Below are 14,346 nucleotides of genomic sequence, written 5' to 3'. Positions count from 1 at the left end.
CGGCGCCTCAGCCGGTCAGCCGCTCGATCGGCTGGTCGGCCACGGCGGACAGACAGGCCGCGGACACACGCTGCGGCGCGATCTCGGCCAGCGGGTGCAGCACGAAGGCGCGCTGGCGCCAGCGCGGGTGCGGCACCGTGAGCGCGGTCGATTCGATGGTGCCGTCGCCGTAGAACAGCAGGTCGAGGTCGAGCGTGCGCGGCGCGTGGCGGTAGGGCCGCTCGCGGCCCGCGGCGTTTTCGATCGCCTGCAGCGCGCCGAGCAGCGCGGGCGCGTGCAGCGTGGTGGCGACCTCGGCCACGGCATTGATGAAGTCGGGGCCGCTGGCCTCGAAGGGCGCGGTGCGGTAGAGGCTGGACGCCTTCACGAGCCGCAGGCCCGGCGTGTGCTCCAGCGCCAGCAGGGCTTGCCGCACGGCCTGCGCGGCGTCACCGAGGTTGGCGCCCAGGGCCACGAAGGCCTGGACTGGCGAGCGCGATTCAGGCGGGTGCATCGCCGCCACCGGGCGGGCCGTTGTCGGCGCCGCCCTCGGCGCGCGGGGCGCCACTGGGCTTGCGGCGGCGCCGGCGGCGCTTCTTGGCCGGTGCGCCTTCGCCTTCGGCCAACGGCGCGGCCTCGGCGTCGGCCTCGGGGCCTTCGCCGTCGTCACCGTCCACAGGCTCACGCCAGCGCGGGTCGTCGTCGACGGGTGCCGGCGCAGCGCTGGCCGGATGGTCGGCGTCGCCACGCTTGACGCGCCGCGCCTTGGGTGCGCCGCGGCCCGCGTTGCGCTGGGCGTCGATCATGTCCTGGCGGCGCTCGTCGCTCGCGGTGCTGAAGGTTTCCCACCAGTGCGCGAGTTCTTCCTCGCACTCGCCCACCTGCGCGCGCAGGCGCAGGAAGTCGAAGCCGGCGCGAAAACGCGGCTGCTCCACGAGCGTGAACACGCCGCTGCCGGTGCGCTTGTCGAAGCGCGGCTGCATGAGCCAGATCTCGCGCATGTCGGCGCCGAGCTTGCCGCGGCCGGAAACGTCGCCGATGCGCGCGTCGAAGGCCTCGTCGATGGCGTCCTGCAGCGCGGCAAAGGCCGGCACGGGCTTGTGGCCGGGGCGCGCTTCGAGGCGGCGTTCCCAGCCGCGGCGCACGTCGGCCCACAGCACGCAGGCCAGCAGGAAGCTCGGCGCCACGGGCTTGCCCTCGCCCACGCGGCGGTCGGTGTCCTGCAGCGCGAGCTTCACGAAGGGGTCGTCGGCGCGCTGCACCACGATGTCGAGCAGCGGGTAGATGCCGCGGTCCACGCCCAGCGCCTTGAGCTGGGCCACGCTGGCCAGCGCGTGGCCGGTCTGCAGCAGCTTGAGCATCTCGTCGAACAGTCGGCTCTGCGGCACGTCCTGCAGCAGCTGCACCGAGGCGATCAGCGGCTCGCGCGTCTTGGCGTCGAGCTTGAAGCCCAGCGGCGCGAGCTTGGCCGCGAAGCGCACGGCGCGGATGATGCGCACCGGGTCTTCGCGGTAGCGCGTGGGCACGTCGCCGATCATGCGCAGCAGCTTCTTCTGCGCGTCGCGGATGCCGTGGTGGAAGTCGACCACGGTCTGCGTCTCGGGGTCGTAGTACATGGCGTTGACCGAGAAGTCGCGGCGCGCCGCGTCCTGCTCGATCGGGCCCCAGACGTTGTCGCGCAGCACGCGCCCGCTCGCGTCCACGGCGTGCTTCATGCCCGAGAGCTCACCCTTGCTGGTGCGCTCGTTGCCGGCCACCTGCTCGGCGTCGGCGTTGTCGAGGTAGGCGCGGAAGGTCGAAACCTCGATCACCTCGTGCTCGCGCCCGCGGCCATGCACCACGTGCACGATGCGAAAGCGCCGGCCGATGATGAAGGCGCGCCGGAACAGGCCCTTGACCTGCTCGGGCGTGGCGCTGGTGGCGACGTCGAAGTCTTTGGGGCGCAGGCCGAGCAGCAGGTCGCGCACGGCGCCGCCCACGATGTAGGCCTCGAAGCCGGCCTGCTTGAGGGTGTGCACCACGTCGAGCGCGCGCGGGTCCACGAGCTTGGGGTCGATGCCGTGCACGCTGGCCGGCACATCTTCGCGTTTGCCGAAGCGCGCGCCCGCGCGGGGGCCGCGGGACTTGCCCAGCAGCTTGTCGATGAATTTCTTGATCATTCGAAGAGGTTCAGGATGCGCCAGCCGCGCGCTTGCGCCAGGGCCTGGAGGCGCTCGTCGGGGTTGGTGGCCACCGGTTCGTGCACCTTCTCGAGCAGCGGCAGGTCGTTCATCGAGTCGCTGTAGAAGGTGCTGTGCGCCAGATCGGACCAGCGCAGGCCCCGATCGGCGAGCCATTGTTCCACACGCGCGACCTTGCCCTCGCGGAACGAGGGCACGCCCGCGATGGCGCCGGTGTACTCGCCGCGCGGATCGGTCTCGAGGTCGATCGCGATCAGGTGCTCGACGCCGAAGGCCTGGGCAATGGGCCGGGTCACGAAGGCGTTGGTGGCGGTGACGATGATGACCGTGTCGCCGGCCTGCTGGTGGCGGCGCACCAGGGCGCGCGCGGCCTCGGTCATGGCGGGACGGATCACCTCGGCCATGAAGCGCTCGTGCGCGCGCCGGCCTTCGGCCAGGCCGCGCTCGCGCACCGCGCCGGTGGCGAAGCGCACGTAGTCGTGGATGTCGAGCGAGCCGGCCTTGTAGGCCAGGTAATAGCCGTCATTGGCACGGCGGAAGGCCTCGGCGTCGCGCCAGCCCAGGCGCACGGTGAACTCGCCCCAGGCGTGATCGGAATCGAGCGGGATCAGGGTGTGGTCGAGGTCAAACAGGGCGAGTCGCATTCACTCGTCTTCCAGCATGGATTTGATGAGGGGGATGGTGATGCCGCGCTGGGTGCGCAGCGCGTAGCCGTCGAGCCGTTCGAGCAGCAGCATCAGGCTGGAGAGGTCGCGCGAGAAGCGCTTGAGCATGAAGTCCATCACCTCGTCGCCCAGGAACACGCCGCGCTCGTCGGCGGCGCGTCGCAGCACGGCGCGGCGCTCGGTTTCGCCGAGCGCGCGCAGCTGGAACACGTGGCCCCAGCCCAGGCGCGTGCGCAGGTCTTCGCGCAGCAGCAGGTCGGCGGGCGGCCGGTCGCAGGCCGCGAGCACCCAGCGCGCAGGCCCGTGCGCCGGGCTCTGCGCGTTGACGAACCAGTTGAAGGCCGCGGCCTGCTGGGCGGCGGTGTAGAGCTGCACGTCGTCGAGCAGCACGGCTTCCCAGCGCTCGTCGTAATCGGGCGGATCGAAGGTCGAGGCATCCATCCAGCCCACGGACGCGCCCTGCTCGCGCAGCGCTTCACGCACGGCCCGCAGCAGATGGGTCTTGCCGCAGCCGCTCTCGCCCCACAAAAAGGTGGGCACGGGCGAGCGCTGGGGGTTGCGGGCCCACAGGCGCAGGTGCTCGAGCGCGGCCTCGTTGCCCACCGCCACGAAGTTGTCCAGCGTGGGCAGCGGCGCCAGGCCGATGTCGAGCGCGAGTTGCTTCATGGCAGTCGGGGCGGTTCCTTGTGCCCCACAGGCGCCTTCAGGTACAGGTCGCTCGTGAGGTACTGGCGCTTGATCCGGCGCAGCGCCACCAGCAGCACCGCGCTCGCGGGCAGCGCGATCAGCACGCCCACGAAGCCCAGCAGGTGGCCGAAGGCCAGCAGCGCGAAGATCACCGAAATCGGATGCAGGCCGATGGCCTCGCCCACCAGGCGCGGCGTGAGGAAGTAGCTCTCGATCAGCTGCCCCACCATGTACACGCCCACCACCAGCGCCACACCGCTCAAGGACTGGAACTCGAGCAGCGCGGCCAGCACGGCCATCACGAAGCCCAGGCCGAAGCCCAGGTAGGGCACGAAGGTGGCCAGACCGGTGAACACGCCGATGGGCAGCGCCAGGTTCAGGCCCACCGCGAACAGGCCGACCGAATAGAACACCGCGAGGATGCCCATGACCATGAGCTGGCCGCGCAGGTAGCGGCCCAGCACCTCGTCGGTCTCGTTGAGGAAGTCCTGCACCGGCTCGCGCCAGCGCGGCGGCACCAGGGCGCGGCAGCGCGCCATCAGGGCGCGCCAGTCGAGCAGCAGGTAGAAGGCCACGATGGGCATGAGGAACAGGTTGCCGAACAGCGCGGCCAGCGCGCTGCCGCCGATGCGCAGCGACGACAGCAGGCCGGCGAGCAGTTCGCTTTCCTTGCCGCTCACGAGCTGCGAAGCCCATTGGCGCAGCTGGCTCAGGTCGAGTCGCAGCTCGAAGCCGAAGCGCGCGGCCAGGGCCGACAGGCCCGCGCCGACGCGGTCGAGCAAGGCCGGCACCTGTTCGCTCAGCAGCGGGATCTGCTGCGTGATGACCGGCACGATGAGCAGCGACACCGCGAGCAGCACCAGCATGAGCAGCGTGACCGACAGCCCTGCGCCCAGCCAGCGCGGCCAGCCGCGCGCGGCCAGGCGCTCGACCAGCGGGTGCATGGCGTAGGCGATCACCAGGGCCACCAGGAAGGGCATGAGCACCGGCGCCAGCAGCACGAGCACGAGCACGGCCACCAGGGCGATGCCCAGCCAGGCGGCGACGCGGGTTTGGATGGGGGTGAAGGTCATGCGGTGGGGGCTTGGCGCCATCGGGGCCCGGCCGGGGCCCGGACCGAGCCCGTAAAATCCGGTTTCGGATTCTATCGGTCACCCCCCGGCCCCCGGGCGTGCGCCCTCCCCCGTTCACAGCCCGCGGCCCTGCCCCCGCGCCCCTCCTCATGAGCACCACCCCCCTGTCCTACAAAGACGCCGGCGTCGACATCGACGCGGGCGACGCCCTGGTCGAACGCATCAAGCCGCTGGCGAAGAAGACGATGCGCGAAGGCGTGCTCGCGGGCATCGGCGGCTTCGGCGCGCTGTTCGAGGTGCCCAAGCGCTACCGCGAACCCGTGCTCGTGAGCGGCACCGACGGCGTGGGCACCAAGCTCAAGCTGGCCTTCGAATGGAACATGCACGACACCGTGGGCATCGACCTGGTGGGCATGAGCGTCAACGACGTGCTGGTGCAGGGCGCCGAGCCGCTGTTTTTTCTCGACTACTTCGCCTGCGGCAAGCTCGACGTGGACACGGCCGCGGCCGTGGTCGGCGGCATCGCCAAGGGCTGCGAGCTCTCGGGCTGCGCGCTGATCGGCGGCGAGACCGCCGAAATGCCCGGCATGTACCCGGCGGGCGAATACGACCTGGCCGGCTTCTGCGTGGGCGCGGTCGAGAAATCCAAGATCCTCACGGGCCAGAACGTGGCCGAGGGCGACGTGGTGCTGGGCCTGGCCTCGCACGGTGTGCACTCCAACGGCTTCTCGCTGGTGCGCAAATGCATCGAACGCGCCGGCGCCAGCCTGCCCGCCACGCTCGACGGCATGCCCTTCCGCGAGGCCGTCATGAAGCCCACGCGCCTGTACGTGAAGAACGTGCTGGCCGCGCTGCAGCAGCACCCGATCAAGGCGCTGGCCCACATCACGGGCGGCGGCCTGCTCGAAAACATCCCGCGCGTGCTGCCCGATGCGCTCGCCGCGCACCTCGTCAAAGGCAGCTGGCCGCAGACCGAGCTGTTCGCCTGGCTGCAGAAGACCGCGGGCATCGACGACACCGAGATGAACCGCACCTTCAACAACGGCATCGGCATGGTGGTGGTGATCGCCGCCGACCAGGCCGAGGCCTGCGCCGCCACGCTGCGCGGCCTGGGCGAGACCGTGCACACCATCGGCCGCATCGCGCCGCGCGGCGCGGGCGCGGCGGTGGTGGTCGCCTGAGCCTAAAGGGCCGCCGCGCCGGGCCGCCCCAAGCAAGGCCGCGCCCCCCGGGGGGCAGCGACGACACCGTGTGCGGAGCGTGGGGGCTCAAAGAATGTCTTCGGACATCACCACCCGCACGCCCGGCGTGGCCGCCAGCGCCGATTCGAGCAGCGTGCGCGCGATCGCCTCGGCCTGAACCACGCGCCAGCGCCGCGGCAGCAGCGGCCCCAGGCCCTGCGTGAGCCGCACGAACAGCCGCTCGCGCGGGCGGTGCTCCACGCGTTCGCCGCCGATCAGGCCGGGCCGCACCAGGGTGAGCGAGGGGTAGCCGAGCGCGAGCAGGTCGCGCTCGACCTCGCCCTTGGTGCGCGAATAGAACACGCGCGAGCGCAGGTCGGCGCCCAGGGCGGAATTGAAGGCATAGGCCTGCGCGCCGTGGCGCAAGGCCAGCTCACCCACGCGCAGCGGCAGGTCGTGGTCGACCCGGTAGAACGCGGCCTGCGAGCCCGCGGTCTTGATCGTGGTGCCGATGGTGCAGACCACGGCGTTCACGCCCCACCAATCGGCCTGCTCGGGCAGGCGCTCGAAATCCACCACCGGGTTGATCAGCCGGGCGTGCGTGGGCAGCGCGCGGCGCGTGGGTGCCACCACCTGGCTCACCTGGGGATGGGCAAGGGCCTGGCGCAGCACATGGCTGCCGACCAGGCCGGTGGCACCGGCCACCATCACTGTTTTCATGCAAGGGCTCCTGGGCCGCGGCGCCGCGCGGCTGCCGGATGTTCGGGGCCGGCCTCGGGAGCGGTCAACCGGGCTTACATGCCGATACCGCCGGGGCCGGCGGAGTTCAATTCAGCGCGCGGCGCAGTTGCTGCAGGCGCTGCTCGATGGCCCCGCGCTCCAGCGCGTCGTCAGCGTGCTCGACGAAGGTCTCGAGGTCTTCCACCGCATGGCGCAGATCGCCGAGCTCGGCCCAGGCCAGACCGCGGTCGCGGTACTCGGCCCAGGCGTCGGGCAGCAGCACGATCAGCCGGTCCTGCACCGCGATCAAGCGCAGCCAGTCTTCCTGGGTGCGGTGAATTTCCTTGAGGTTTCGCAACATGCGCGCGAGGATCTCGCGCGGCGAGGCGGCCTGCAGGTACAGGCCCACGGGCACATCGAAGTCGTCGACCAGGCCATTGCGCCGCTTGTAGGGTTCGAGCCGCTCGGACAGGTCTTCGCGGCTGAGCGACTGGCCGGTGAAGGGGTCGATCACCACCTGCCCGTTGGGCAGGTTGATCTTGATCATGAAGTGGCCCGGGAAGTTGACGCCGCGCGCCTTCAGCCCCAGGCCCTGCGCGAGCTCCAGCCACAGCACCGCGAGCGAGATCGGGATGCCGCGGCGCGTGCGCAGCACCGCGTTGAGGTAGCTGTTGTCGGGGTCGTAGTAGTTGTTGACGTTGCCGCCGAACCCCATGTCGCGGAAGAAGAACTGATTGAGCACACGCAGGCGCTGCAGCGCACCCGCGTCCTCGGGGCAGCGGCGCTTGACGCGTGCCACCATCTGGTCGACATCGCCGAGCACCTGCTGCACGTCGAGATCGGGGTACTCGTCCTGGGCAATGGAAGCGGCGGCCTCGAACAGCGGCAGCAGATCGTCGTCGCGCACCAGCGACGCGAAATACCCCAATGGGGTTGGGGTACTGAAGTCGAGCGTGAATGCCATGAGGACTGAGTACCGGTATGGCGGATGACGGGCGGCGCCTTATTGTCGGACGAACTGGCGCAAGTTCAAACCCGACAGCACCAAGGCCCCGAAGTAGAGCGCGGCCGCACCCACCACGCACAGCGCCAGCAGGCCCACGCGCGTGAGCGCCGCCCCCTGAAAACCCAGCCAGGCCACGTGCGTGCCGGCCCAGGTGAGGAAGATCGCGAGCAGGGCGCTGGCCGCGAGCACCTGCAGCCCGAACTTCGCCCAGCCCGGCGAAGGCCGGTAAGCGCCGCGGCGCCGCAGCCCCACCAGCAGGAACAGCGCGTTCACCAGCGCGCCCAGCCCGATCGCCAGCGCCAGGCCCGCGTGTGCCAGGTGCGGCACCAGCACCAGGTTGAGCACCTGCGTGAGCACCAGCACGCCGATGGCGATCTTCACGGGCGTGCGGATGTCCTGGCGCGCGTAGAAACCCGGCGCCAGGACCTTGATCGCGATCAGGCCGATCAGGCCCGCGCCGTAGCCCATGAGCGCGAGCGCGGTCTGTTGCACGTCGCCCGGGCCGAAACGGCCATAGTGGTAGAGCACGGCCACCAGCGGCTGGGCAAAGGTGAGCAGCGCCACCGCGCAGGGCACGGCCAGCAGCACCACCAGGCGCAGCCCCCAGTCGAGCAGCGCGCTGTAGCGCGCGTCGTCCCCCGAGGCCTGGGCCGCCGCGAGCTGGGGCAAGAGCACCACGCCCAGCGCCACGCCCAGCAGCGCCGTGGGGAACTCCATGAGCCGGTCGGCGTAGGTGAGCCAGCTCACGCTGCCCACGGCCAGGTGCGAGGCGATCTGGGTGTTGATGAGCAGGGAGAGCTGGGCCACGCTCACGCCCAGCAGCGCGGGCAGCATGAGCGTGGTGACGCGGCGCGTGCCCGGGTGCGCCCAGGCAGCGCGCAGCGCGGCGCGACCCAGGCCAATGCGCGGCCACAGGCCGATGCGCCGCAGCGCGGGAATCTGCACGCCGAGCTGCAAGGCCCCGCCCAGCAGCACGCCGCCGGCCATGGCGTAGATGGGCGCAATGCCCAGGCTGCCGAACCAGGGCGCGCCCCACAGGGCGGCGGCGATCATGGCCACGTTGAGCAGCACCGGCGTGGCCGCCGGCACCACGAAGCGCTTCCAGGTGTTGAGCACCCCCGCGGCCAGCGCGACGAAGGACATGAAGCCGATGTAGGGGAACATCCAGCGCGTCATGACCACGGCAGCGTCGAAGCCCTCGGGCGACTGCTTGAGGCCCGCGGCCATGGCATACACCAGCAGCGGCGCGCCCAGCACCCCGAGCAGGCACACCGCCAGCAGCACCCAGGCCAGCACGGTGGCGATCTGGTCCACGAGCTGGCGCGTGGCCTCGTCGCCCTCCTGGGCGCGGGTGCCCGCGAGCACCGGCACGAAGGCCTGGCTGAACGCGCCCTCGGCGAACAGGCGCCGCAGCAGGTTGGGGATGCGGAAGGCGACGTTGAAGGCGTCGGTGAGCGCGCTGGCGCCGAACATCGCCGCCATGAGCAGCTCACGCACCAGGCCCGTGATGCGCGAGGCCAGGGTCAGCAGGGAGACGACGGAGGCGGACTTGAACAGCGACACGAGCGCGAGTGTAAGCGGCCCCTCACCTGGGCCCGACGGGCTGCCTCGGCGGAAAAGGGCCACCGGGCTATAATCGCGGGCTTTGCTGGCAACATCCACAAACACCTAAGGAACACACCATGGCCACCAAGCCGAAGAAAAAGAACCCCCGTCTGGCGTCCGGCCGCAAGCGCGCCCGCCAGGACGTCAAGCTCAACGCCGCCAACAGCTCGCTGCGCTCCAAGTACCGCACCGCGGTGAAGAACGTGGAAAAGGCTGTCGTCGCCGGCGACAAGGCCAAGGCCACCGAGCTGTTCGCCAAGATGCAGGCCGTTGTCGACACCATCGCCGACAAGGGCATCTTCCACAAGAACAAGGCCGCTCGCGACAAGAGCCGCCTGTCCTCGAAGGTCAAGGCCCTGGCCACCGCGGCCTGAGCCCCACCCCCCACCCGCCCGGGCCCTGAATCGGGGCCTGCCGTTTGAATCGGGTGCGCTGCCAGCAAAAGCAAAAAAGCCGTCGCAAGACGGCTTTTTTGTTGTCCACGTCCGGACGGCTTATTCGGGGAGCAGGCAGCCCTCAGCGACCTGCAGGTCGTTGTCGCGCGCGAAGTTCATGCAGAAGTCCCAGGCCATGGGCTCGGCCTCGCGCAGGTCGCTGTGCACCACCACGCACTTCACGCCGTTGATCACGTTGGGCACGCACCAGGGGGAATAGCTCAGGTGGCTGCCGGGCTGCGCGCCGCCCGGGCGAAAACCGCTCATGACGCCCGCCAGGCGTTCGGCCCAGTCGCTCGGGCGAAAGGTGCGCCCGTCCCGGGTGATGCCCTGGATGAACACTTGCTTCGGCGGGGATGCGGCCATCGGATGCAGAGTAAGCCTTCGGTGGCAGGCTTGGAGCAGGAATCGGACCACCGCAGGCACCGGGATCGCCGGGCGGGTGGGAGCGCAGAATTCTATCTTATATAAGACTCGGGATTACCCTTGACCCCTGGCTGCGCCCGGCCCCAGGGCGGCCGCGATCGCAGCGATGCCGGATCGTCATCGGTGGCGCACGGGACGTGTGCCTACAATCGCGCTTCAACGGCTCACCTGCCCCGCAGCGTTGAGCCGCTTTCATTTTCTGGCCTGCCCTCGGAGCCCCCTGCATGAACGCTGCGCTGAACACCGTTGCCTCGCCCCACGTGATGAACACCTACGGCCGCGTGCCGATCGCGTTGTCGCACGGCCGCGGCTGCCGCGTCTGGGACACCAACGGCAAGGAGTACCTCGACGCGCTCGCCGGCATCGCCGTCAACACGCTGGGCCACGGCCACCCCAAGCTCGTGCCCGCGCTGCAGGACCAGGTGGCCAAGCTGATCCACAGCTCGAACTACTACCACGTGCCCAACCAGGAGCGCCTGGCGCAGATGCTGGTGGAGCGCTCGGGCATGACCAACGTGTTCTTCTGCAGCACCGGTCTCGAAGCCAACGAAGCCGCGCTCAAGCTCGCGCGCAAGTACGGTCACGACAAGGGCATCGAACGCCCCGAGATCGTGGTCTACGAGAAGGCCTTCCACGGCCGCTCCATCGCCACGCTGTCGGCCACCGGCAACCCCAAGGTGCAGGCCGGCTTCGGCCCCCTGGTCGAGGGCTTCGTGCGCGTGCCCGCCAACGACATCGAGGCCCTGAAGAAGGCCACCGAGAACAACCCCAACGTGGTGGCCGTGTTCTTCGAGACCATCCAGGGCGAAGGCGGCGTGAACCCCATGCGTGCCCAGTACCTGAAAGACGTGCGCGCCCTGTGCGACCAGCGCGACTGGCTGCTCATGATCGACGAGGTTCAGTGCGGCATGGGCCGCACCGGCAAGTGGTTCGCGCACCAGTGGGCCGGCATCGTGCCCGACGTGATGCCCCTGGCCAAAGGCCTGGGCTCGGGCGTGCCGATCGGCGCGGTGGTGGCCGGCCCCAAGGCCGCCAACATCTTCCAGCCGGGCAACCACGGCACCACCTTCGGCGGCAACCCGCTGGCCATGCGCGCGGGCGTCGAGACCATCCGCATCATGGAAGAAGACGGCCTGCTGGCCAACGCCGAGCGCGTGGGCGCGCACCTGAAATCGGCCCTCGAAAAAGGCCTGGCGGGTGAAGTGGGCCTGAAGGAAATCCGCGGCCAGGGCCTGATGCTCGGTGTGGAACTCACCAAGCCCTGCGGCGTGCTCACGCAGCGCGCGGCCGAGGCCGGGCTGCTGATCTCGGTCACCGCCGACACCGTGGTGCGCCTCGTGCCGCCGCTGATCCTCACCACGGCCGAGGCCGATGAGATCGTGGCCATCCTGGTGCCGCTGATCAAGGCCTTTCTCGCGGAGTGAGTGCACCCATGTCGATCCGACACTACCTGCAGTTCAAGGACTTCTCGGCCGACGAGTACGCGCACCTGTTCGAGCGCGCGGCCTTCATCAAACGCAAGTTCAAGGCCGTCGAGAAGTACCAGCCTTTTGCCGACCCCGACCGCACGCTGGCCATGATCTTCGAGAAGGCCAGCACGCGCACCCGCGTGAGCTTCGAGGCCGGCATGTACCAGATGGGCGGCTCGGTGGTGCACCTGACCACCGGCGACAGCCAGCTCGGCCGCGCCGAGCCCATCGAGGACAGCGCGCGCGTGATCAGCCGCATGGTCGACATCGTGATGATCCGCACCTTCGAGCAGGCCAAGATCGAGCGCTTCGCCGCGCACTCGCGCGTGCCCGTCATCAACGGCCTCACCAACGAGTTCCACCCCTGCCAGATCCTGGCCGACCTGTTCACGCTGGTCGAGTACCGCCCCGCCGCCAGCGGCAAGCCGCTGGACGCGATCCGCGGCAAGGTGGTGGCCTGGGTGGGCGACGGCAACAACATGGCCAACACCTGGCTGCAGGCCGCCGAACTGCTGGGCTTCACGGTGCACGTGAGCACGCCGGGCGGCTACGAGGTGAACCCCGCGCTCGCGGGCATCACCAGGCCCGACTGCTTCAAGGTCTTCGCCGACCCGCGCGAGGCCTGCCGCGGCGCCGACCTCGTCACCACCGACGTGTGGACCAGCATGGGCTTCGAGGCGGAAAACGAGGTGCGCCGCCAGGCCTTCGCGCAGTGGTGCGTGGACGAGGCCATGATGGCGCTCGCCAAGCCCGACGCGCTGTTCATGCATTGCCTGCCCGCGCACCGCGGCGAAGAGGTCACGGCCGAGGTCATCGACGGTCCGCAAAGCGTGGTCTGGGACGAGGCCGAGAACCGCATGCACGCGCAGAAGGCGCTCATGGAGTACCTGCTGCTCGGCCGCATCGCCTGAGCGCCCCACCCCGCCGCTGATCGCCCCTGGCCGGCGCGCCCGCCGGCTCCTTCCCATGCAAGCCCTGCTCGACGCCATCGCCCGGATGGACCGGCCCACCGACGCCCGGCGGATCTTCCACGGCCGCGGCGGCCTGCACCCGGGCTGCGAGCACTGGGCGCTCGACGCCTTTCCGCCGGTGTTCGTGCTGACCAGCTTCCAGCCCGTGCCCGATGTGGACCTGGCCGCGGTGCACGAGGCCCTCGCCCGCCGCTGGGCCGACATCGCCCCCGGCGAGCCGCTCAGCTGGGTCTTCCAGTGCCGCCACGAAGGCCGGCCCGACACGCGCCTGATGGCGGGCGAAGTGCCCGAACCGCACGTGGTGAGCGAGCGCGGCGCGCGCTTTCGCGTGCACGTGACGCGCGGCCAGAACCACGGCCTCTTCCTCGACATGGCCGAAGGCCGCCAGTGGGTGCGTGAGCACGCGCGCGGCCGCAAGGTGCTCAACCTGTTCGCCTACACCGGCGCGTTCTCGGTGGTGGCGCTGCAGGGCGGCGCCAAGCAGGTGCTCAACATCGACATGAGTGGCGGCGCCATGGCCATCGGGCAGCAGAACCACGCGCTCAACGGGCTGACCGCGGGCGCGGGCTTTCTCGCGCACGACATCTTCAAGACCTGGGGCCGCATCACGCGCAGTGGACCCTACGGCCTGGTGATCGTGGACCCGCCGAGCTACCAGAAGGGCAGCTTCGTGGCCACCAAGGACTACGCGCGCCTGGTGCGCCGCCTGCCCGAACTGCTGATCCCCGGCGGCCAGGCGCTGTTGTGTCTGAACGCGCCCGAGCTGGGCCCCGGCTTCCTGCAAGACCTGGTGCGCGAGGCCGCGCCCGAGCTGGTCTTCGAACAGCGCCTGGCCAATCCCGAGGCCTTCGCCGACGCCGCGCCCGAGCGCGCGCTCAAGGTGCTGGTCTACCGCGCGCCAGCCTTGCAAAAGGAGGCCGCATGAGCGCCTGCACCACCTGCGGCGCGTGCTGCGCCTGCTTTCGTGTCGACTTCGCGGTCTACGAAATGGAAGACATGGGCGGTCAGGTGCCCACGGGCCTCGCGGTCGAGGTCAACGGCAGCACCATGCGCATGCGCGGCACCGACCACGTGCCCATCCGCTGCGCCGCACTCACCGGCAAGCTCGGCGAGAAGGTGGGTTGCGGCATCTACGAATGGCGGCCCTCGCCCTGCCGCGAGTTCGAAGAAGGCAGCGAGGCCTGCGGCCGCGCGCGCGCCCGCCACCACCTGCCGCCGCTGGGCGAACCCGGCTGATCGTTCAGGCCTCAAGTTTTTCATCGGCTGTTGGCAATAACCGACACCACGGCGTTTTTCGCGGTGCTACTTTCGCCGCTCCATGAAAACGCTTTGGGACATTTCCCCCCCGGTTCACGCGGGCGCGCCGGTCTTTCCCGGTGACACCGCGTACACGCAGCAATGGGTCGCAAGCATCGGCCCGGGCTGCCCCGTCAACGTCAGCGCCATCACGCTCTCGCCGCACGTGGGCGCGCACGCCGACGCCCCCCTGCACTACGACCCCAACGGCCTGCCGATCGGTGAGGTGCCGCTGGAGACCTTCATCGGTCCCTGCCGCGTGATCCACGCCATCGGCCGCGGCCCGCTGGTGCTGCCCGAGCACCTCGCGCATGCCCTCGACGGCCTGCCCCCGCGCGTGCTGGTGCGCACCTACGCGCGCATGCCGCAACAGGCCTTCGACCACGACCTGCCCGCCTTCGCACCGCACACGGTCGAACGGCTTGCCGATCGGGGCGTGCGCCTGATCGGCATCGACAGCGCCAGCATCGACCCCGCGAGCAGCAAGACGCTCGACAGCCACCAGGTGATCCGCCGACGCGGCCTGCGCGTGCTCGAGAACCTGCTGCTCGACGATGTGCCCGAAGGCGACTACGAACTCATCGCCCTGCCCCTGAAACTGACCAGCGCCGACGCCTCCCCCGTGCGCGCGGTGCTGCGATCGCTGCCCTGACC

Annotated in this window: 16 protein-coding genes; 7 read left to right on the top strand and 9 right to left on the bottom strand. The window is 70.2% G+C overall.

The window, feature by feature from the left end; all coding sequences use genetic code 11:
- Positions 1 to 7: 7 nt before the first annotated feature.
- Genes folK through WDZ95_RS20965 form a run of 5 tightly spaced genes read right to left on the bottom strand, consistent with a single transcriptional unit; the run spans position 8 to position 4,584 of the window.
- A complete protein-coding gene (folK, locus tag WDZ95_RS20985; RefSeq protein ID WP_425781380.1) occupies positions 8 to 493 on the bottom strand; it encodes a 2-amino-4-hydroxy-6-hydroxymethyldihydropteridine diphosphokinase in 486 nt (161 codons plus the stop codon).
- Positions 480 to 2,138, bottom strand: a complete 1,659-nt coding sequence (gene pcnB, locus WDZ95_RS20980) for a polynucleotide adenylyltransferase PcnB (protein WP_425781378.1) — start codon at positions 2,136 to 2,138, stop codon at positions 480 to 482. The genes folK and pcnB overlap by 14 nt, the downstream gene beginning before the upstream one ends.
- Positions 2,135 to 2,803 carry an HAD family hydrolase gene (locus WDZ95_RS20975; protein ID WP_425781376.1) on the bottom strand — a complete coding sequence of 223 codons (669 nt, stop codon included), beginning with the start codon at positions 2,801 to 2,803 and terminating at the stop codon, positions 2,135 to 2,137. Before WDZ95_RS20975 ends, pcnB begins: the two co-directional genes overlap by 4 nt.
- Positions 2,804 to 3,490 (bottom strand): DnaA regulatory inactivator Hda, encoded by a 687-nt coding sequence (gene hda / locus WDZ95_RS20970; RefSeq protein WP_425781374.1) that lies wholly within the window; start codon positions 3,488 to 3,490, stop codon positions 2,804 to 2,806.
- Positions 3,487 to 4,584, bottom strand: a complete 1,098-nt coding sequence (locus WDZ95_RS20965; protein ID WP_425781372.1) for an AI-2E family transporter — start codon at positions 4,582 to 4,584, stop codon at positions 3,487 to 3,489. The genes hda and WDZ95_RS20965 overlap by 4 nt, the downstream gene beginning before the upstream one ends.
- A 149-nt stretch (positions 4,585 to 4,733) precedes the next feature.
- On the opposite strand from WDZ95_RS20965, the gene purM reads away from it, so the two are divergent.
- Positions 4,734 to 5,765, top strand: coding sequence for a phosphoribosylformylglycinamidine cyclo-ligase (gene purM, locus WDZ95_RS20960; RefSeq protein WP_425781370.1), 1,032 nt, complete (start codon positions 4,734 to 4,736; stop codon positions 5,763 to 5,765).
- Positions 5,766 to 5,852: 87 nt separating this feature from the next.
- Here purM and WDZ95_RS20955 read toward each other — a convergent pair whose 3' ends face one another.
- The 3 genes from WDZ95_RS20955 to murJ all read right to left on the bottom strand — a co-directional run bounded on the left by WDZ95_RS20955 (position 5,853) and on the right by murJ (position 9,054).
- Positions 5,853 to 6,485: an NAD-dependent epimerase/dehydratase family protein gene (locus WDZ95_RS20955; RefSeq protein WP_425781368.1), complete on the bottom strand. Its 633-nt coding sequence runs from the start codon at positions 6,483 to 6,485 to the stop codon at positions 5,853 to 5,855.
- Between the two features lie 106 nt (positions 6,486 to 6,591).
- Positions 6,592 to 7,449, bottom strand: coding sequence for a SirB1 family protein (locus tag WDZ95_RS20950; RefSeq protein WP_166224033.1), 858 nt, complete (start codon positions 7,447 to 7,449; stop codon positions 6,592 to 6,594).
- Positions 7,450 to 7,488: 39 nt separating this feature from the next.
- Positions 7,489 to 9,054: a murein biosynthesis integral membrane protein MurJ gene (murJ, locus tag WDZ95_RS20945; RefSeq protein WP_425781366.1), complete on the bottom strand. Its 1,566-nt coding sequence runs from the start codon at positions 9,052 to 9,054 to the stop codon at positions 7,489 to 7,491.
- A 119-nt stretch (positions 9,055 to 9,173) separates the two neighbouring features.
- Here murJ and rpsT point away from each other — a divergent pair, with 119 nt between their 5' ends.
- Positions 9,174 to 9,470, top strand: a complete 297-nt coding sequence (gene rpsT / locus WDZ95_RS20940; RefSeq protein WP_166224027.1) for a 30S ribosomal protein S20 — start codon at positions 9,174 to 9,176, stop codon at positions 9,468 to 9,470.
- A gap of 120 nt (positions 9,471 to 9,590) precedes the next feature.
- Here the strand turns inward: rpsT and WDZ95_RS20935 are convergent, their stop codons facing one another.
- Positions 9,591 to 9,896, bottom strand: coding sequence for a DUF3579 domain-containing protein (locus WDZ95_RS20935; protein WP_166224024.1), 306 nt, complete (start codon positions 9,894 to 9,896; stop codon positions 9,591 to 9,593).
- Positions 9,897 to 10,180: 284 nt separating this feature from the next.
- Between WDZ95_RS20935 and WDZ95_RS20930 the strand changes: the two genes are divergently transcribed.
- From WDZ95_RS20930 to kynB, 5 genes are all read left to right on the top strand, one after another.
- Positions 10,181 to 11,380, top strand: a complete 1,200-nt coding sequence (locus tag WDZ95_RS20930; protein ID WP_425781363.1) for an aspartate aminotransferase family protein — start codon at positions 10,181 to 10,183, stop codon at positions 11,378 to 11,380.
- 8 nt (positions 11,381 to 11,388) lie between these two features.
- A complete protein-coding gene (argF, locus tag WDZ95_RS20925; protein ID WP_425781361.1) occupies positions 11,389 to 12,336 on the top strand; it encodes an ornithine carbamoyltransferase in 948 nt (315 codons plus the stop codon).
- Between the two features lie 55 nt (positions 12,337 to 12,391).
- On the top strand, positions 12,392 to 13,321 hold the full coding sequence (locus WDZ95_RS20920) for a class I SAM-dependent methyltransferase (protein ID WP_425781359.1): 930 nt from the start codon (positions 12,392 to 12,394) through the stop codon (positions 13,319 to 13,321).
- The gene (locus tag WDZ95_RS20915) at positions 13,318 to 13,632 is read left to right on the top strand and encodes a YkgJ family cysteine cluster protein (RefSeq protein ID WP_425781357.1); all 315 of its coding nucleotides are present in this window, start codon (positions 13,318 to 13,320) and stop codon (positions 13,630 to 13,632) included. Before WDZ95_RS20920 ends, WDZ95_RS20915 begins: the two co-directional genes overlap by 4 nt.
- An 82-nt stretch (positions 13,633 to 13,714) precedes the next feature.
- Complete coding sequence (kynB, locus tag WDZ95_RS20910) at positions 13,715 to 14,344, top strand: arylformamidase (RefSeq protein WP_425781355.1); 630 nt, start codon at positions 13,715 to 13,717, stop codon at positions 14,342 to 14,344.
- Positions 14,345 to 14,346 lie beyond the last annotated feature (2 nt).

It is taken from the genome of Hydrogenophaga sp. T2, from assembly GCF_049843535.1.
GTDB lineage: Bacteria > Pseudomonadota > Gammaproteobacteria > Burkholderiales > Burkholderiaceae_C > Hydrogenophaga > Hydrogenophaga crocea.
This window is presented reverse-complemented; position numbering and strand designations above follow the sequence as displayed.

Bases quoted from the DNA above. Each gene is read 5' to 3' on its own strand.
- purM (WP_425781370.1), top strand. From the start codon at position 4,734: ATGAGCACCACCCCCCTGTCCTACAAAGACGCCGGCGTCGACATCGAC.
- WDZ95_RS20965 (WP_425781372.1), bottom strand. From the start codon at position 4,584: ATGACCTTCACCCCCATCCAAACCCGCGTCGCCGCCTGGCTGGGCATC.
- WDZ95_RS20975 (WP_425781376.1), bottom strand. From the start codon at position 2,803: ATGCGACTCGCCCTGTTTGACCTCGACCACACCCTGATCCCGCTCGAT.
- argF (WP_425781361.1), top strand. From the start codon at position 11,389: ATGTCGATCCGACACTACCTGCAGTTCAAGGACTTCTCGGCCGACGAG.
- WDZ95_RS20920 (WP_425781359.1), top strand. From the start codon at position 12,392: ATGCAAGCCCTGCTCGACGCCATCGCCCGGATGGACCGGCCCACCGAC.
- rpsT (WP_166224027.1), top strand. From the start codon at position 9,174: ATGGCCACCAAGCCGAAGAAAAAGAACCCCCGTCTGGCGTCCGGCCGC.
- WDZ95_RS20915 (WP_425781357.1), top strand. From the start codon at position 13,318: ATGAGCGCCTGCACCACCTGCGGCGCGTGCTGCGCCTGCTTTCGTGTC.
- pcnB (WP_425781378.1), bottom strand. From the start codon at position 2,138: ATGATCAAGAAATTCATCGACAAGCTGCTGGGCAAGTCCCGCGGCCCC.
- WDZ95_RS20935 (WP_166224024.1), bottom strand. From the start codon at position 9,896: ATGGCCGCATCCCCGCCGAAGCAAGTGTTCATCCAGGGCATCACCCGG.
- WDZ95_RS20950 (WP_166224033.1), bottom strand. From the start codon at position 7,449: ATGGCATTCACGCTCGACTTCAGTACCCCAACCCCATTGGGGTATTTC.
- WDZ95_RS20930 (WP_425781363.1), top strand. From the start codon at position 10,181: ATGAACGCTGCGCTGAACACCGTTGCCTCGCCCCACGTGATGAACACC.
- folK (WP_425781380.1), bottom strand. From the start codon at position 493: ATGCACCCGCCTGAATCGCGCTCGCCAGTCCAGGCCTTCGTGGCCCTG.
- WDZ95_RS20955 (WP_425781368.1), bottom strand. From the start codon at position 6,485: ATGAAAACAGTGATGGTGGCCGGTGCCACCGGCCTGGTCGGCAGCCAT.
- kynB (WP_425781355.1), top strand. From the start codon at position 13,715: ATGAAAACGCTTTGGGACATTTCCCCCCCGGTTCACGCGGGCGCGCCG.
- hda (WP_425781374.1), bottom strand. From the start codon at position 3,490: ATGAAGCAACTCGCGCTCGACATCGGCCTGGCGCCGCTGCCCACGCTG.